Source organism: Agrobacterium sp. El2ro-1b (assembly GCF_048298475.1).
GTDB lineage: Bacteria > Pseudomonadota > Alphaproteobacteria > Rhizobiales > Rhizobiaceae > Agrobacterium > Agrobacterium fabrum.
Genome location: NZ_CP103458.1, coordinates 919,865 through 938,102, shown reverse-complemented (window position 1 = coordinate 938,102; position 18,238 = coordinate 919,865). Strand labels below are relative to the sequence as shown.

Sequence of the window (18,238 nt, the reverse complement as noted above, 5' to 3'; positions counted from 1 at the left end):
CAAATGAAATGCGAAGAAGCGGACGCCATCCACTGGCCCTCACTGATCGCCGCAATTTCCGCCATCAGTGCAGTCGGTGTCGCCATCGGCCTTGGGCTGCCGCTGCTATCGATCATTCTTGAAAAGCGCGGCATCTCCTCGACCATGATCGGGGTGAATTCGGCGATGGCCGGCGTTGCGGCCATGATGGCGGCTCCGGTCACCACCAAGATCGCCCATGATTTCGGCGTGGCGCGAACCATGCTGCTCGCCGTGGTTATTTCGGCGCTGAGCGCGCTCTGCTTCTATTTCGCCGATGCCTTCTGGATGTGGTTTCCGCTGCGAATCGTTTTCCACGGCGCCACCACCACGCTGTTCATTCTCTCCGAATACTGGATCAACATGACCGCGCCGCCGAAAAAACGCGGCATGGTTCTCGGCATCTACGCCACCGGCCTTGCAGTCGGTTTTGCCGTTGGCCCGTTGCTGTTTTCCGTCGTCGGCAGCGAAGGCATCCTGCCCTTTATCGTTGGCGCCGCGATCATCCTTCTGGCCGCCATCCCCATCTTCATGGCGCGCGGCGAAAGCCCGGAACTGGACGAGCACCCCAATCACCATTTCATCCGTTACGTCTGGCTGGTGCCGATGGCATCGGCCGCAGCTTTCGTGTTTGGTTCGGTGCAGGCAGGTGGCCTGTCGCTCTTTCCCATCTACGCCACCCGTGAGGGTTTCAACGAATCGCAGGCAGCCCTTCTGCTGACAGTGATGGGAATCGGCAACATGGTCTTCCAGATACCGATTGGCCTGCTTTCCGACCGGCTGAAGGATCGGCGCACCCTGCTCGCCCTGATGGCCTTTGCGGGCGTTTGCGGGACACTGGCATTGCCGCTCCTGGTGGATAGCTGGATATTGGTGGCGGCGCTGCTGCTCTTCTGGGGTGGCCTCGTCTCCGGCATGTACACGGTCGGCCTGACCCATCTCGGTTCACGACTCAAGGGGGCCGATCTGGTCTCCGCCAATGCCGCCTTTATCTTCTGTTACGCCATGGGTACGATCGCCGGACCGCAGGCCGTCGGCATTTCCATGGATGTTGCGGGCACTGACGGTTTCGCCTGGGCGCTTGCCGTATTTTTCGGGCTTTACGTGGTGCTTTATGGGTTCCGTTTTGTTTTCCGGGCAAAACAGGCTTGACTTTTTGGGCGCGATACGTAGTTTCGCGCCAGATTTAGCCGAGGTGAGAAGCGCCTGCGGCTTCTCATTTGTTTAAAGGCAGGACGACCATGGCGAAAGCTACAACAATCAAGATCAAGCTGCTGTCGACAGCCGACACCGGTACCTTCTACGTCACCACCAAGAACAGCCGTACGTTCACGGACAAGATGACGAAGACGAAGTACGACCCGGTCGTACGCAAGCACGTTGAATTCAAGGAAACCAAGATCAAGTAATTTCTTGATCGGTTCTCCGGCAAATAGCGCGCCCAATGGGCGCGTTTTTTGTTTGTGCTGCAGGAGAAGCCACTCAGATGTTATTCGCGTCCACAGGCTTCCCTATCGTGGAAATAAAGGCAGCGCCTCCCCACACGCCCGCGGAATTGCCTGCCGCCATTGGCAAAGTACGCGTGAAGGTACTGACGGGCTCGAGTCTGCCGCCCGCTCAATAAACAAATCGCCAAGATATCCGCGGGCATTCACGAAGGCTGCTCCAAGCACCCCCAGGCCTGTATCCGCCCCCTGCCCCTCTATCGACGTCGCACAGCCATGCCAGAAATCGGCACAAGAACTGGCACCTCGCAATACGAGCGCCACCAACGGGCTGTTTTCGGGAAGAAGGCGGTCGGCCAACGATGTGATTACGGCACGAGGAACCGATTCGGACATCGTCAGCCGACCGACCCCACGATTCAGGAGATGCGGCGGACCTGAGCATCATGGGGCATTCAAACTACGCAATACCAGCCCCTGACGAGCGAAATCGAAACGGCAAAAGCCGCATCATTCCATCATCGCAAGACCGACAAACCGCCGGAAGAACTGTTACTCTCGATTGTGAGTGTGCGCAGAAGTAAAATAAAAATCAACAAATTCTTAAGCCAGAGATACATTCCCTGAGAAACATGGTTAAATATACCAAGCTGGCACACTATAGTTCCCCGCGAGTTTGAATTCAACGTATTTTTCAACTTGAACTCTATTGATGCCGCCCGAATTCATCCCTTCATTGCAAAGAGATAAAATACATCTGGGGTCAATAGCTTGCGGTCTCGCGACGTCCGCTTCGATTTGCGAATAGCTATTTCGCCGGGATATGCCGGAGAGGCTGCGCAAACAATCGTGGTTAATTGGCCGCGGCCGGCTCAGGCCGCGGCGGCCACGACGCGGTTGCGTCCGGCGTGTTTCGCCTCGTAAAGCGCCTTGTCGGCCTGCTTCAATATCTCGTCCGGCGCGCCGAAGGCACCGCTGCTGGTGGCGATGCCGAGGGAGGCGGTGATGCTCAGTTCCCGATCGATGGAACGAACATAAAAGGGCTTGTCTTCCACGATTGCCCGCAGGCGCTCGGCGACGCTTGCCGCAAGCTCCATGGGCGTATCCGGCATGACGACGACGAATTCCTCTCCGCCATAACGGCAGGCGAGATCCGCACCGCGCACCGTGCTGCGGATGCGTGCTGCAAATTCTCGCAGCACCTCATCGCCGACATCGTGGCCATAGGTGTCATTGACCAGCTTGAAGCGGTCTATATCGGTCATGCAGATGGAAATCGGGCGACCACGCACGGCGGCGCGGTCGAAAAGTATCTTCAGATGACTATCGAGATAACGACGATTGTTGAGGCCCGTCAGCCCGTCCACAATCGCAAGCTCCATCGTGTGCTGCAGATTGAGCCGCAGATGTTCATTGTAGCGCTTGCGCCTGATCTGCGTCAGCGAGCGGGCGACGAGTTCATTCGGATCGATCGGGCGGAGAATATAATCGTTCACCCCCAGATCGAGCGCACGCGCCACCATCTCATCCGCCCCCTGCTCCGCCACCAGAAGCAACGGCAGAAAACGGGTGCGCTCCAGCGAGCGAAACTGCGAACACAGTCTCAGCGGATCGTAGTCCTCAAAATTAGAATTGACGATGACGAGCTCGAAAGGATTGCTCGCCGCCTTGAGCAAGGCCGCCTGCGGTTCCGTGACGGCATCGACCTCCGCAACCGGCTTCAGCGCCCGGATGATGCGTTCCTGCGAACTGGCGCGGCCATCCGCAACCAGCACGCGGCCCGGCGTCTGCATCAGGCCATCGCTCCGCAGCATCTCCTCGATGCCGATCTGCCGTGCGGTTTCCGCACGCAGCCGCAACTCGTCACTGACGGCCTTCAGACGGACGAGGCTTTTGACGCGGGCGATCAGCTGAAGATCATTGACCGGTTTGGTCAGAAAATCATCGGCGCCGGCTTTCAGGCCGCGCACACGGTCCGATGGCTGATCGAGCGCGGTGACCATGACAACCGGAATATGCGCGGTATTTGGATTGGCCTTCAGCCTTTCGCAGACCTCGAAACCATCCATGCCCGGCATCATGATATCGAGAAGGATGATATCTACCTGCTCCTCATCGCAGATCGCCAGCGCCTTGAAACCATCCTCTGCGGTGACGACGTCGAAATACTCAGCGACAAGCCGGGCTTCGAGAAGCTTCACGTTTGCGGGTATGTCGTCAACAACCAGAACTCTCGCCGTCATAACAGTTCCCCAACCGCCTTACGCATCGCCAAGATAGGTCTTGATGATTTCGATGAATTTCGGAACGGAAATCGGTTTGGACACATAGGCCTCACATCCACCCTGGCGAATACGCTCCTCGTCACCCTTCATGGCAAAGGCCGTGACCGCGATGACCGGGATGACGTGTAACTCGTCATCTTCCTTCAGCCACTTCGTCACTTCCAGCCCAGAAACCTCCGGCAGCTGGATATCCATGAGGATGAGGTCCGGGCGGTGCTTGCGGGCGAGATCGAGAGCCTCCATACCGTTGCGCGTCTGTATGGTGGTATAACCAGACGCCTCGATCAGGTCGCGAAAGAGCTTCATGTTCAGCTCGTTGTCTTCGACTATCATGACCTGCTTGGGCATGGTGGGCAGTCCCCGTTTCGCTTTGAAACCTTCATCCAGACATATAAGTTGCCAGGATGCCGATTCCATCGTCCATTCGTTGCGCAAGGCTAGAGGGATTTGGTTTCAAAATAGGTAACTTCGGGGAAGAAATGCTGCGCGAGACAAAAAACAAAGGCAATGCCGGCCAGGATCCGCAAGAAACGGCGGCCGCCATACTTGGCTGGCTGGCAAACGAACCGGACATGCTGTCGCGTTTTCTGGCCTTGAGCGGGTTACAGGCCAATATGCTGCGCCAGGCCGTCAATGATCCCGGCTTTCTGGCGGGGCTGACGGATTTCCTGATGAGCCACGAGCCGGACCTGATGGCGTTCTGCGCCGCCACCGATACATCCCCCGAAACGGTGGCCGCCGCCTGGCACCATTTTTCCGGGCCGGGGCTGGATTCAGGTGTGTATTGACGGGACGAGCAGGCAGCAAGAGTCAGCGTTTTCGCAATGTGCGGGCGTAGGATTCCAAAACGGCGTTCATGCGCGTCTGGTATCCCTTGCCTGTGGATTTGTAGGCCTCGATCACGGATTTCTTGACCCTTAGCGTGATCTGCTGCGTTCCTTCCGGCTCCACGAGCGTCGCATTCGCCCAGAAGTTCTCATCCAGTTCCGGAATATCCGTGTAGTCTATCTTCTCGTCGGGCAAGGCTGAAAGCTCTTCAAGGCTCAGCTCTTTTTCGTATTTCTTCGTCATAACGTTTCCTTTCGCGGCGGTTCGCCGGCCGGGCGGAGATGATGCGGATTTTGCCGGCGCGATCGGTATGAATGACAGCCAGAAATACAACTCCTTCGATCTGGCCTATGGTGTGATGGCGCATCTCGCCATAGGCTGCGCGCTCATCGGCCCAGGACAGAACCGCGTTTTCGAAGATTCGAATCGCGGTCTGAAATCCGACGCCGTGCTTTCGGATATTGGACCGGTTTTTGTCTTCATCCCATTCGAACATGCGTAAAAAATCATCTACAATTGTAACTACAATATGGATCAAGATCAAATATTTCTGTACGATATGCAAGTTTTTCCAGCGTGCCGCAGCCTCCAAATCCTGGCTTTGTCCGGGACGCTCTTGAGCCATCGCCACAGCCGGAGTATGGTTGGCTACGTTCTGGTTTTGTTTTCGGCCCATGTCCACGTCGCACCGCTATGATCCCGGTTTTTGCCGCGACTGTCTGGCTGGCCAGCCAGAAGGGCTGAGGCGTTGCCGCGCCTGTGGCAGCCCGCGTCTTCTCTACCATTCCGAACTCTACGATCTGAGCATCGCCCATATCGATTGCGATGCCTTTTATGCCTCTGTCGAAAAGCGCGACAATCCGGAACTGGCCGACAAGCCTGTCATCGTTGGCGGCGGCAAGCGCGGGGTGGTTTCCACCGCCTGTTATATCGCCCGCATCTACGGCGTGCGCTCCGCCATGCCCATGTTCAAGGCGCTGGAAGCCTGCCCGGACGCGGTGGTCATCAAGCCCGACATGGAAAAATACAGCCGTGTCGGCCGTGAAATCCGGACCATGATGCAGGAATTGACGCCGCTGGTGCAGCCGCTTTCCATCGATGAGGCGTTTCTCGATCTTTCAGGTACCGAGAAGCTGCATCATGATCCGCCGGCGCGGGTGCTGGCGAAGTTCACCCGACGCGTGGAAAAAGAGGTGGGGGTGAGTGTTTCTGCCGGGCTTTCCTATTGCAAGTTTCTCGCCAAGGTCGCCTCGGACCTGCAAAAGCCGCGCGGCTTTTCTGTTGTCGGCGAAGCGGAGGCGCTGTCCTTTCTCGCAGCGCGCCCGGTGACCACCATCTGGGGCGTGGGAAAGGCATTTGCAGCGACGCTGGAGGCGGATGGCATCCGCATGATCGCGCAATTGCAGGAGATGGAGGAGAGCGAGCTGATGCGCCGTTACGGCGTGATGGGGCAGCGGCTGTTCCGGCTTTCGCGCGGCATTGATGAACGGCATGTGCATAATAACGATCCGGTCAAAAGCGTATCGTCCGAAACCACCTTCTTTAACGATATCTCCCGCCATGAGGACCTCGTTCCGATCCTGCGATCACTCTCCGAAAAAGTTGCCTGGAGACTGAAGAAAAGCGGTATTGCCGGCCAGACCGTGGTGCTGAAGATGAAAACGGCGGACTTCAAGAGCCGCACCCGCAACCGCAGGCTTGATGACCCTACCCAGCTTGCCGACCGCATATTCCGCACCGGCCTTGCGCTGCTGGAGAAAGAAACCGACGGTACCAAATTCCGCCTCATCGGCATCGGCGTCAGCGATCTGCGCGATGCCGGCCTCGCCGATCCGCCCGATCTCGTTGACAGGCAGGCCACACGGCGGGCAGCGGCGGAGGCGGCAATGGACAAGCTGCGCGACAAGTTCGGCAAGGGCAGCGTCGAGACCGGCTATACCTTCGGTACCCGCAAATAGGGCTTGAAGACGGCCATGCGAACCTTTCCACTCACGCCGACCACCACCCTGCCCAATGTATTTTAGATTTTACACAAATTAGTGATGTTGCCGTCGCCGCTTCCTTAAACTTCATTAAACTTCGCATGATTGAGTGAGGGAAGTTTTGTGCATGTGGTGTATTGCGTCATGTCCCTTCGCCTCCGTCTTCTGACCGGCATGCTGTCGGCCAGCATTCTTGCCTTTCCGGCACTTGCCGCCGACAGCCGGTCGCTGCAGATCCTGGTGTCCAAAAGCGACCAGTCACTCTCGCTTTATGAAAATGGTGAGATCATCGCTACCTCGAAAGTCTCCACCGGCAAGGCCGGGCACGAGACGCCGAGTGGCATCTTCTCCATTCTGGAAAAGCGTAAATACCACGAGTCGAATATCTATTCGGCCGCGCCCATGCCCTTCATGCAGCGGCTGACATGGTCCGGCATCGCGCTACACGAGGGCAAGGTGCCGAATTATCCAGCCTCGCATGGCTGCGTGCGCCTGCCCTCGAAATTTGCGAAGTCACTCTTCGGCGACACGCAGGCCGGTGTGCATGTCATCATCACCGATCGCCCGGTTTCCCTGCGCTTCGTAGAGCATCCGGCGCTGTTTGCGCCACGCGACGATGCCGATGACGGCAAACTGCTTCTGTCGGATGTGGAGTTGCGTCCGGCGACCTTCGATGCGGCATTGGGTGCGGTTGAGGTTGCCGTCAATGAAAAGACGCAGGCCATCAAACCGGCGGCAAAGACCAAAGCCTCCTCGCCGCTGCGCATTCTCATTACGCGTCGTGGCGAGCGGGAAAAGGTGATCGATATCCAGACCGTGCTGACCCGCCTCGGCTTCGACGCCGGTTCCGCCGATGGTTATGCCGGCGAGATGACGGTGAACGCCATCAACGGGTTCAAGCGCTGGAAAGGGCTGAAAACCACCGGACCGCTTCTGACCGACGCCTTTGTGACGGCGCTTTACGCGTCTGCCGGTGAGGATCATCCGCCGAATGGCCAGATCATGGTGCGGCAGGACTTCAAGCCGCTGTTCGAAGCGGCCATCGATATCAAGAATCCGGAAGTGGCGCTCGGCACCCATTTCCTCGAGGCCGTTTCCGTGGACCGCGCAGCCGGAACCGCCGAATGGAACGGCGTGACGCTCGAAAATCATCTGCCGGCCGCTGCCCGCAAGCGGCTTGGCATTACCGTTACCGAAGCGCCCGGCGGCTTCGACCAGTTGAGCGCCGTGCTCAGTCGCCTCGACATCCCCACGGAGATACGCCACCGGATCGAGCAGGAGCTTTCAAGCGGAAGCTCGATCACCGTTTCCGATATCAGTCACCAGATGGAGACAGGAACCGGAACCGACTTTATCACGGTCACGAAAGAGGGACCGGTGTGAGGGCTTTCGCCTTACACCAGTTCCACATCAACGACGCCGGGTGCGGATCGTAGCGCGGCGGCGATTTCAGGTGAAATGCGGTACTTCTCCGTCAGCTCCACCTCGATCTCGCGACTGCCCTCATCCTTGATGACGATGAAATAAACCGATCCGTCGCCCTTTGTGTTGAGATGACGGGCCACCGTCTTCAGCGGGCCCGAATCGCGCACATAAACCCGAAGCGCCTTCTGCATCTGCACGGATTTTTCTTCCAGCGACTGAGCCGTCTGGATACGCAGACCGATGCCTTCAGGGCGTTCTTCCGCCTGGACGTTGATGACCAGCGATTTGCCGACCTCGAGCAGATCACGGAACTGGGCGAGCCCTTCGGAAAACAGCACTGCCTCATACTGGCCGGATGCGTCGGAAAAAGTGATGATACCCATCTTGTTGCCGGTCCGGGTCTTGCGCTCCTGCTTGCCGGTGACGGTCCCGGCCAGACGCCCGACCGTGGACGCCCCCTGCTTAACCGCCGCGGAAAAATCGGCGAAATTCTGTACCCGTAATTTTTCCAGCAGCGGCCGGTAGGTATCCAGCGGATGGGCCGTGAGGTAAAAACCGAGCACCTGATATTCGCGTATCAGCTTTTCCGATGGTAGCCAGGATTGGAACGCCGGCAAAATGAGCTTTTCCGGGCCTGTCCCGCCACCGGAGCCGAACATATCCGACTGACCAATGGTGCGATTGTTCTGCGCCATCTGGGCATAACCGATGATGCGGTCCAGCCCGCCGATCAGCTCTGCACGGTCACGGCCGAAACAATCGAAAGCGCCGGCATTGATCAGGCTTTCCAGCACACGTCGGTTGATCTGCTTGGGATCGATGCGCAGGCAGAAATCCTCAAGGCTCGTAAATGGCTTTTCGCCACGCACCTGGACGATGTGTTCCACGGCCCCCTCACCCACGCCCTTGATGGCGGCCAGCGAATAATAGATGCGGTTTTCGCCCGTCTCGAACTGGCGGAAGGAGGTCTGTACCGAGGGGGCGACAACCTCGATACCGAGACGACCGGCATCCTGACGGAAATCGTTCAGCTTTTCCGTGTTGGCCATATCGAGTGTCATGGAGGCCGCGAGGAACTCCACCGGATAATGCGCCTTCATATAGGCGGTCTGGTAGGACACGATGGCGTAAGCGGCAGCATGGCTCTTGTTGAAGCCGTAATTGGCGAACTTCGCCAAAAGGTCGAAAATGGTGTTGGCCTGCGGTTTCGAGACACCATTTTTAATGGCGCCATCGACAAAACGCTCGCGCTGCTGGTCCATTTCCTCCTTGATCTTCTTGCCCATGGCACGGCGCAGAAGATCGGCTTCGCCGAGCGAATAACCGGAAAGAACCTGGGCGATCTGCATCACCTGTTCCTGATAGACGATAACGCCCTGGGTTTCCTTGAGGAGATGGTCGATGGTCGGATGGATCGATTCGAGTTCCTCCTCGCCGTGTTTGCGGGCATTATAGACCGGAATGTTCTCCATCGGGCCGGGGCGATAAAGCGCCACCAGCGCGATGATGTCCTCGATACAGTCGGGGCGCATGCCGATCAGCGCCTTGCGCATGCCGGCACTTTCCACCTGGAACACCCCGATGGTTTCGCCGCGCGACAGCATCTCGTAGGTCTTGGCGTCCTCAAGCGGAATGGCCGCGAGATCGACCTTGATGCCGCGCTTGGCGACGAAATCGACGGCGACTTTCAGAACCGTCAGCGTCTTCAGGCCGAGAAAGTCGAATTTGACGAGGCCGGCGCTTTCCACCCATTTCATATTGAACTGGGTGACCGGCATATCGGATCGCGGATCGCGATACATCGGCACGAGCTTTGAGAGCGGGCGGTCGCCGATGACGATACCGGCGGCATGGGTAGAGGCGTGGCGGTAAAGTCCTTCGATCTTCTGGGCGATATCCAGCAGGCGGGCGACGACCGGCTCCTTGTCCGCCTCCTCCTGCAGGCGCGGCTCTTCCTCGATCGCCTTGGAAAGCGGCGTCGGGTTGGCCGGGTTGTTGGGCACCAGCTTGCAGATCTTGTCCACCTGGCCATAGGGCATTTCCAGCACACGGCCGACGTCGCGCAGGGCCGCACGCGCCTGTAGCGAACCGAAGGTGATGATCTGCGCCACCTGCTCGCGGCCATATTTGCGCTGCACGTAGCGGATCACCTCTTCGCGGCGATCCTGACAGAAGTCGATATCGAAGTCGGGCATCGAAACGCGTTCGGGATTGAGAAAGCGTTCGAACAGCAGTGAGAAACGCAGCGGATCGACATCGGTAATGGTCAGTGCATAGGCGACGAGAGAGCCCGCACCCGAACCGCGGCCGGGGCCGACCGGAATATCCTGCTGCTTGGCCCATTTGATGAAGTCGGCAACGATCAGGAAGTAACCCGGAAACTTCATGCGCGAGATGACGCCGAGTTCGAAATCCAGTCTCTCGCGATAATCCTGTTCGGTATAACCGGGCGACATGCCGAGTGCGGCAAGCCGCTGATCCAGCCCCTCGACCGCCTGTCGGCGCAGTTCCTCGGTTTCGGCGCGTTCCGCCGCTTCCGGATCGTCGCTGGCGCCGGTGAAACGCGGCAGGATCGGCCCGCGCTTTTTCAGCACATAGGAGCAGCGGAGCGCGATCTCGACGGTGTTCTCCAGCGCCTCGGGAAGATCGGCAAACAGCGCCGTCATCTCGTCACGGCTTTTAAGATAATGATCGGGCGTCAGGCGGAACCGGCTGTCATCGGACACGATGGCGTTATGTGCCACCGCCATCAGTGCATCATGTGCTTCGTAATCGGCCTTGGACGGGAAAAACGCCTCGTTGGTGGCAACGAGGGGGATATCGTGTTCATAAGCCAGCCCTATCAAGCGCCGCTCATGGGAACGGTCGTAACCGGACTGGCGCTGCAATTCGATATAAAGCCTGTCGCCAAAGAGTGACTTCAGCGTCAGCAGCCGCTCTTTCGCCTGCGCGGCGTGGCCTTCCTTCAGCGCCATATCGACGGGGCCGCCGGAAGCGCCGGTCAGCGCAATGAGACCGGCATTGGAGGCCTCCTCCAGCCATGCACGGGTAATGTGCACGGAATGGCTGCTGCCCTCACCGTCCAGATAGGCGCGGCTGACGAGATCCACCAGCCGCTCATATCCTTCCGCATCGGCCGCAAGAAGAACGATGGCGGGAAGTTTCTGCAAATGGCTGTTATGATTGCGGCGATCCTCCGCCGCATCCTGCATGTCGATGGACAGCTGGCAGCCGATGATCGGCTGCAAACCTTCGTCCCGCGCCTTTTCGGAAAATTCCAGCGCGACGAAGAGGTTGTTGGTATCGGTAATTGCGATGGCCGGCTGGCCGTCCCCAACGGCCTTGGACATGATCTTCTTGAGGGGCAATGCCCCCTCAAGCAGGGAATAAGCGGAATGAACCCGAAGATGGACGAAACCGGGGGTCTTCAACGTTTCGCCAGAGGTCTCTCCACGCACAACCGTATCGCCCATATCGTCTTCCTGTCATTCTGAATCGAGGGGGCGATTTTCCGATTTCCGGCGCTCAATGTCCACCAATTTGCGGCGTCCATACAGTCTTCTGCGCCGGTGTCTTCTTCACAGGGCGGTGAGGATCACCGAAAAGCTGGCAACAAAGACAGCGATGGAGGCGAAAGCGGCAACGTCACGGATGAAATCGGTCATTGGTCTCTCCTTACTCGTTATGTTCCAACTTTGTTCTCATTTTGTTCGATTGTCAACAGGGTTCTGCTGATATTGCTATTGCTAATGTTCGAGAATCGCCTTCGGTTCCGCCCGGGCGAATTGCAAGCCGCTGACTCCAAAGCGAAAAACCCGGAGGTGAAAACACCTCCGGGTCCGAGAAAAAATCAAATGTGGGGAACGGGTGTGCTCAAGGCGCACCCAAGGAGTCGGTTTCTCGCGACATGCAGTTCGGGGTCCGTCTCCTAAAAGGAAGACATCCGTTCGACAGCTGACACAAGGTGCGATGCGCGGGGTTAGGCCTCGCGCGGCAATGCGCTTTAAAAATCGACGATCTTGCCGTCGGCGAGCGTCACGCGGCGATCCATGCGGTTGGCGAGATCGTGATTGTGGGTCGCGATCAGCGCCGCGAGGCCGGATTGACGCACCAGTGCCTCCAGCGCATCGAAAACATAATGCGCGGTTTCCGGATCGAGATTGCCGGTCGGCTCGTCGGCCAGCAGCAGCAGCGGCGCATTGGCGACGGCGCGGGCAATGGCGACACGCTGTTGTTCACCGCCCGAAAGTTCGGCCGGACGGTGCTCACCACGATGGCCTACCCGCATATAATCGAGCAGCGCGCTTGCACGCTTGCGTGCCTCCGCCTGTGTGAGGCCAGCGATAAGTTGCGGCATCATCACATTTTCCACCGCGGTGAATTCCGGCAGAAGGTGATGGAACTGATAAACGAAACCGATATCGCTGCGGCGGATCGCGGTGCGCGCCTCATCCGGCAGGCCGTTGCAGGGCGCACCGTTGATGAGGACCTCACCCGCATCGGGATGCTCCAGAAGCCCCGCCAGATGCAGCAGCGTCGATTTGCCGGTGCCCGAAGGGGCGACAAGCGCCACCATCTCACCGCTCTTCAATTCAAAATCGGCCTTGCGCAGAATGGAAAGCGATGTCTCGCCCTGACCATAGGTTCTCTCGACACCGGTAAGCCGCAGCACTGTTTTTTTTGCCATATTGCGAAGCGGTCCTTATTCGTAACGCAGGGCCTGCACCGGATCGAGCTTGGAAGCCCGCCAGGCCGGAAAGATCGTTGCCAGGAAAGAAAGCGTCAGCGCCATGATGACGACGGTGATGGTCTCGCTCAAATCCATTTCGGCCGGCAGCTGGCTCAGGAAATAGAGCTGCGGGTCAAACAGCACCGTGCCCGATACCCATGAGAAGAACTGCCGGATGGATTCCACATTGAGGCAGACAAGCACGCCGAGTGCGACGCCGGCAAAGGTGCCGACAGTGCCGATGGCAGCCCCAGTCATGAAGAAGATGCGCATGACGGCGCCCGAACTGGCACCCATGGTGCGAAGGATGGCGATATCGCTGCCCTTGTCCTTCACCAGCATGATGAGGCCGGAAATAATGTTCAGTGCCGCCACCAGCACGATGAGGGTTAGGATCATGAACATCACGTTCCGTTCCACCTGCAGGGCAGAGAAGAAGGTCTGGTTCCGCTGTCTCCAGTCGGTGATATAGATCTGCCGTTCGGCGGCCTGCTCCACCAGCGGTCGGATGCCGTCGACATCATCAGGCCGGCTGACATAAAGCTCGATGGATTGCACAATGCCGTCAGCATTGAAATAAAGCTGCGCCTCGGACAGCGGCATGTAGATCATCGAGGCGTCATATTCCGACATGCCGATCTCGAAGACGCCTGATATCTTGTAGGATTTGACGCGTGGATTGACGCCCATCGGCGTCACGTCGCCTTCCGGCGAAATAAGGGTGATATCGTCGCCCGCCGTCACGCCCAGCTGCGCCGCCAGCCTTGAGCCGACCAGAACGCCGTCACCTGCCATGAAGCCGACGAGATCGCCGGTCTTGATGTTGGTCGCGACTTCCTTGATCTTGTCGATGTCCTCCTGGCGCACGCCGCGCACCAGCGCGCCGGAGCCTGCACCGCCACGGCCGGAGGCAAGTGTCTGGCCTTCCACCAACGGCAAGGCCATGGTGACACCCGGCACGGCTGAAAACTTCTTCGCCAGTTCATCGTAATTGTTAAACGGTTGATCGATCGGCTGCACGATCATGTGACCATTAATGCCGAGAATGCGCGAGATCAGTTCGGTGCGGAAACCGTTCATGACAGCCATGACGATGATCAGCGTCGCCACGCCCAGCATGATGCCGACGAAAGAAAAACCGGCGATGACGGAAATGAACGCTTCCTTGCGCCGCGACCGCAGATAACGCCAGGCTACCATGCGTTCAAAAGCGGAAAAAGGCCGGGCGGTCCTTTCCCGGGCGGAAGGAGCCGCACCCTTGTCAGCATCGGCTTTTGCCATGTCGTCTCCCTGATCTCAATTTGCAGGATCGGTCTTTTCCAAAGATCGGTCCCAATCGTAGCGGCGCCTGTGCCATAAAACCGGAGCGGTCTTCACATGAAGGCCGCTCCCATCTTTCCCTTTGCGCTTAGCCAAGCGCCCTGTTCATTGCCGCCTCGATTGTGACGGTTTCACGTTCGCCGGTCTTGCGGTTCTTCACTTCGACTTCGCCGTTCGCAACGGAACGCGGGCCGACGATGATCTGCACCGGCACACCGATCAGATCGGCTGTGGCAAACTTCTGGCCTGCACGGTCGTCGGTATCGTCGTAGAGAACATCCTTGCCGGCGTTGGAGAGCTGATAATACAGCTTTTCACAAGCCGCATCGCAGGCCGCATCGCCAGCCTTCATGTTGATGATCACGACATCGAAAGGAGCAACCGAGGCCGGCCAGATGATTCCGTTCTCGTCATGCGATGCTTCAATGATGGCGGGAACAAGGCGTGTCGGTCCAATGCCATAGGAACCCATGTGGACAGGGTGTTCCTTGCCATCCTTGCCCTGCACCTTCGCGCCCATCGGCTCGGAATATTTGGTGCCGAAATAGAAGATGTGGCCAACCTCGATGCCGCGTGCCGAAAGGCGCTCGCCTTCGGGAATGGCATCATAGGCGGGTTCGTCATGCATTTCAGAGGTCGCGGCGTAATCGGCCGTCCACTCGTCGAACACGCTCTGCAACGCCGCGACATCGTCGAAATCGGTGCTTTCGGCCGGGATGGCGCGGTCAAGGAAGCTCTTGTGGCAGAAGACTTCGGATTCGCCGGTATCGGCCAGAATGATGAATTCATGGCTGTGGTTGCCGCCGATCGGGCCGGTATCGGCGCGCATGGGAATGGCACGCAGGCCAAGACGCTCGAAGGTGCGCAGATAGGCCACGAACATCTTGTTATAGGAATGGATCGCGTCTTCCTTGGTAAGGTCGAAGGAATAGGCGTCCTTCATCAGGAACTCGCGCGAGCGCATGGTGCCGAAGCGCGGACGCACCTCGTCGCGGAACTTTAGCTGGATATGATAGAGGTTCAGCGGCAGGTTCTTGTAGGACTTTACATAGGAACGGAAGATGTCAGTGATCATCTCCTCATTGGTGGGGCCGTAGAGCATCTGGCGGTCCTGGCGGTCCTTGATGCGGAGCATTTCCTTGCCGTAGTCATCGTAACGACCGCTTTCCTGCCAGAGTTCGGCCGTTTGCAGTGTCGGCATCAGAAGCTCGATGGCGCCGGCACGGTTCTGCTCCTCGCGGATGATCTTGTTGACCTTGTCCAGCACGCGCTTGCCAAGCGGCAGCCAGGAATAGATGCCAGCCGATTGCTGCCGGATCATGCCGGCGCGCAGCATGAGGCGGTGAGAAACAATCTCGGCTTCCTTGGGGTTTTCCTTGAGGATGGGCAGGAAATAACGGCTAAGACGCATGACGGCTTCCATTGATACGGACGATAGCGACCAAAGGCGCGGGAATCGCCCCGAATAGAGGGATATTGGCGCCGGATATAGCCGTTTCCCGCCAAGAAGAAAACCCGGCATGAAAAGAGTGATAAAGGCCATTTGAAGGTATTTTCGCGATAGCTAATTCGCGTCAAAACGCTTTGGCCGGAATAATATTCTTGATTGGGTGCGACATAATGCACCACAGAGAATTTTTTGCCGACTGTAACAAATATGCAAAAAATGAGATGACAAGCATGGGGGTTTGGGCTAGCTTTAGCTTACAAAAGAGGCAGGAAGTTTAAATTCTTGTCATTTTCGCGGTCAGTCTTGGGAGGATCAGATCTTAGGCGCGCTCGTCGCTGCCCCGGCAACGGTTACAGATCACGCGAAACCTGAAAAACAAGGCTGAAATGCCTTGTTTTTTTTTGCTTTTACGCGCGGCCCCTGCTCCCTGCCATTGTTCCAGCAAGAATACGGCGATGAATCACGCAATCGGCCACGTTGCTGCTGTGTGCACGATAGATATGACATCCATATGACAGGGCCTCAGCCAGATCTGCCGGAAATTGCCACATGCATGGGCAGAGACTTCGGATTGCCGTCAGGCTGAGTGCACGGATGCAGGCGCGGCCGACATCGTCAGCGCGTTTTTCAGTCGAAAACTGGGATAATTCGCGGCAGGTCGTCAAGGCTGAAGCCGAACCACCAAGTTGCGCCGTACCAAAGCCCACAGATCAGCGCCGAGATCAGGGTCGTCCACAGAACGATCCGCCCGCCTTTGAATGTGGTTGGCGCGCTGGCGACCGTGCCCAGTGCCACATCGCCTTCCTCGTCCTGGGTGCGCAGGCCGATCGGAAGCACGATGAAAAGCACCGTCCACCAGACGATGAAATAAACGGCGAAGACCGAAAGAAGCGGCATGTGATCCTCCTGCACAATGCGCTCTTGTAACGCATTCATCGGCGAACCGGAATCAATTCTCGGCAAGAAGCGCAAAAAGCCACAAAGAAACAAAGAGGGCCGCGCTTTTCGGCACGGCCCCTTAATTCAACGAAACGACGAAGGAGGATGCGTAAGCCCCACCCTCATCTCCCGGGTTATACCTTCGTTACGAAAACCGTCACGATCGGCTTCTTGCCCCAGCTCTGGTTGGCGGCGGCGCGCACGGCGCGGCGCACCGATTCGCGCAGAAGTGCCAGGTCCTTGCGGCGGGCGCGCGGAATACTTTCGACGGCGCCGAGGACGGCGTCATAAAGCGTGTCCTCCATCGCCTCGTCCTCGTCATCAAATTCCGGCAGGCCAAAAGGCACGACATCGGGATCGCCGAGGAAGTCGTAACGGCTGTCCAGCACGACGTTGACGGCGACATGGCCGGCGAAGGACAGTTTGCGGCGATTGCTGATGCCCATCTCGTCCATATCGCCGACGAGATTACCGTCCTTGAAGACGCGTCCATGCGGCACATCGTTGATGACTTCCGCCGGGCCGGGTGCCAGGCGCAGAACGTTGCCGTTGCGTACCTTCGGCACTTGGGAAATACCGGCCTGCTCGGCCAGTTCCTTCTGCGCCACCAGATGCGCCGCCTCGCCGTGGACAGGCACCAGGATCTGCGGCTTCGTCCACTCATACATCCGCAAAAGCTCGTTGCGGCGCGGATGGCCGGAGACATGCACCAGAGCTTCATTGTCGGTCACGATGTGAACGCCCTGTTCGATCAGGCCGTTCTTGATCTCGATGATCGCCTTTTCGTTGCCGGGGATGGCACGCGAGGAAAATACGACGGTATCTCCCGAAGCGAGCGCCACATTGCGCATCTCGTCGCGGGAAAGCTTGGCGAGCGCTGCGCGTGGTTCGCCCTGCGAACCGGTCAGGATCACCACCACACGGTCGCGCGGAATATAGCCATATTCGTCTTCGGCGAGGAACGGCTTGATGCCTTCCATGATGCCAAGATCCTGCGAGACATTCACGACACGCTTCAGCGAGGAGCCGAGCAGCAATACTTCGCGGCCAGCCGCCTCCGCCGCCTGCGCAATCGAGCGGATGCGCCCGACATTGGAGGAGAAGGTGGTGACGGCCACGCGGCCTTCGGCACTTTCGATGATCTGGCGCAGGCCTTCGGAAACCTCATGTTCGGAGGGCGACACGCCGTCGCGCAGCGCGTTGGTGCTGTCGCACATCAGCGCCAGCACGCCCTCTTCACCGATCGCGCGGAAGCGGGCCTCGTCCGTCAACGGCCCAAGCGACGGGGCCTCATCGATCTTCCAGTCGCCGGTGTGGATGACATTGCCAAGCGGCGTGCGAATGATCAGCGACATCGGCTCCGGAATGGAGTGGTTGACGCCAACAGCCTCGATTTCGAACGGCCCGACATTGATACGGTCGCCGGCCTTGAAGATCGTCACAGGAATTTCGGCGCGCGTGCCCTCATAGGCGCGCTTGGCTTCCAGCATGCCGGCGGTGAAAGGCGAGGCATAGACCGGCACGTTGAGACCCGGCCAGAGATCGTTCATTGCACCATAATGGTCCTCATGGGCGTGGGTGATGATGATGCCCTTGAGGTTCTTTTTCTGCTCGGCGATGTAGCTGATGTCAGGCAGAACCAGATCGACGCCCGGCAGGTCCGGGCCGGCGAAAGTCACGCCGCAATCCACCATGATCCATTCGCGCTTGCTTTCCGGCCCATAACCGTAAAGCGCCAGATTCATGCCGATTTCACCAACGCCGCCAAGCGGCACAAAGACCAGTTCGTCCTGTTTAGCCATTGTTTTTCTTATCCA

At 58.2% G+C, this 18,238-nt stretch carries 15 protein-coding genes; 5 read left to right on the top strand and 10 right to left on the bottom strand.

All coding sequences use genetic code 11. The features are described from left to right. Positions 1-3 precede the first annotated feature (3 nt). Both NYR50_RS04650 and rpmG read left to right on the top strand, forming a co-directional pair. Positions 4-1,170, top strand: a complete 1,167-nt coding sequence (locus tag NYR50_RS04650; RefSeq protein WP_162688197.1) for an MFS transporter — start codon at positions 4-6, stop codon at positions 1,168-1,170. Positions 1,171-1,259: 89 nt separating this feature from the next. Continuing rightward, complete coding sequence (gene rpmG / locus NYR50_RS04645; protein WP_003496403.1) at positions 1,260-1,427, top strand: 50S ribosomal protein L33; 168 nt, start codon at positions 1,260-1,262, stop codon at positions 1,425-1,427. Positions 1,428-2,335: 908 nt separating this feature from the next. Here rpmG and NYR50_RS04640 read toward each other — a convergent pair. Both NYR50_RS04640 and NYR50_RS04635 read right to left on the bottom strand, forming a co-directional pair. Continuing rightward, positions 2,336-3,706, bottom strand: coding sequence for a PleD family two-component system response regulator (locus NYR50_RS04640; protein ID WP_080809247.1), 1,371 nt, complete (start codon positions 3,704-3,706; stop codon positions 2,336-2,338). A gap of 18 nt (positions 3,707-3,724) precedes the next feature. Next, complete coding sequence (locus NYR50_RS04635) at positions 3,725-4,096, bottom strand: response regulator (protein ID WP_003496409.1); 372 nt, start codon at positions 4,094-4,096, stop codon at positions 3,725-3,727. Positions 4,097-4,227: 131 nt separating this feature from the next. On the opposite strand from NYR50_RS04635, the gene NYR50_RS04630 reads away from it, so the two are divergent. Beyond that, positions 4,228-4,536 (top strand): DUF3572 domain-containing protein, encoded by a 309-nt coding sequence (locus tag NYR50_RS04630; RefSeq protein WP_092769230.1) that lies wholly within the window; start codon positions 4,228-4,230, stop codon positions 4,534-4,536. A gap of 22 nt (positions 4,537-4,558) precedes the next feature. Here the strand turns inward: NYR50_RS04630 and NYR50_RS04625 are convergent, their stop codons facing one another. Together NYR50_RS04625 and NYR50_RS04620 are read right to left on the bottom strand one after the other, a co-directional pair. Next, complete coding sequence (locus tag NYR50_RS04625) at positions 4,559-4,819, bottom strand: BrnA antitoxin family protein (protein WP_418136909.1); 261 nt, start codon at positions 4,817-4,819, stop codon at positions 4,559-4,561. Further along, entirely contained in the window at positions 4,785-5,252 is a 468-nt protein-coding gene (locus tag NYR50_RS04620; RefSeq protein WP_418136908.1) for a BrnT family toxin, read from the bottom strand. Before NYR50_RS04620 ends, NYR50_RS04625 begins: the two co-directional genes overlap by 35 nt. On the opposite strand from NYR50_RS04620, the gene NYR50_RS04615 reads away from it, so the two are divergent. Beyond that, a complete protein-coding gene (locus tag NYR50_RS04615) occupies positions 5,251-6,534 on the top strand; it encodes a DNA polymerase IV (protein WP_418136907.1) in 1,284 nt (427 codons plus the stop codon). The genes NYR50_RS04620 and NYR50_RS04615 overlap by 2 nt on opposite strands. A 168-nt stretch (positions 6,535-6,702) precedes the next feature. Continuing rightward, positions 6,703-7,941, top strand: a complete 1,239-nt coding sequence (locus NYR50_RS04610; protein ID WP_418136906.1) for a L,D-transpeptidase family protein — start codon at positions 6,703-6,705, stop codon at positions 7,939-7,941. Between the two features lie 11 nt (positions 7,942-7,952). Here NYR50_RS04610 and dnaE read toward each other — a convergent pair whose 3' ends face one another. The 6 genes from dnaE to NYR50_RS04580 all read right to left on the bottom strand — a co-directional run bounded on the left by dnaE (position 7,953) and on the right by NYR50_RS04580 (position 18,223). Next, the gene (gene dnaE, locus NYR50_RS04605; protein WP_418136905.1) at positions 7,953-11,456 is read right to left on the bottom strand and encodes a DNA polymerase III subunit alpha; all 3,504 of its coding nucleotides are present in this window, start codon (positions 11,454-11,456) and stop codon (positions 7,953-7,955) included. Positions 11,457-11,986: 530 nt separating this feature from the next. Continuing rightward, positions 11,987-12,670, bottom strand: coding sequence for an ABC transporter ATP-binding protein (locus NYR50_RS04600; protein ID WP_006312688.1), 684 nt, complete (start codon positions 12,668-12,670; stop codon positions 11,987-11,989). A 15-nt stretch (positions 12,671-12,685) separates the two neighbouring features. Next, complete coding sequence (locus NYR50_RS04595; RefSeq protein ID WP_174008262.1) at positions 12,686-13,993, bottom strand: lipoprotein-releasing ABC transporter permease subunit; 1,308 nt, start codon at positions 13,991-13,993, stop codon at positions 12,686-12,688. Between the two features lie 127 nt (positions 13,994-14,120). Continuing rightward, positions 14,121-15,443: a proline--tRNA ligase gene (gene proS / locus NYR50_RS04590; protein ID WP_418136904.1), complete on the bottom strand. Its 1,323-nt coding sequence runs from the start codon at positions 15,441-15,443 to the stop codon at positions 14,121-14,123. Between the two features lie 666 nt (positions 15,444-16,109). Next, positions 16,110-16,379 (bottom strand): DUF1467 family protein, encoded by a 270-nt coding sequence (locus NYR50_RS04585; RefSeq protein ID WP_010971518.1) that lies wholly within the window; start codon positions 16,377-16,379, stop codon positions 16,110-16,112. 176 nt (positions 16,380-16,555) lie between these two features. After that, positions 16,556-18,223, bottom strand: a complete 1,668-nt coding sequence (locus tag NYR50_RS04580) for a ribonuclease J (RefSeq protein ID WP_174008260.1) — start codon at positions 18,221-18,223, stop codon at positions 16,556-16,558. Between the last annotated feature and the right edge of the window lie 15 nt (positions 18,224-18,238).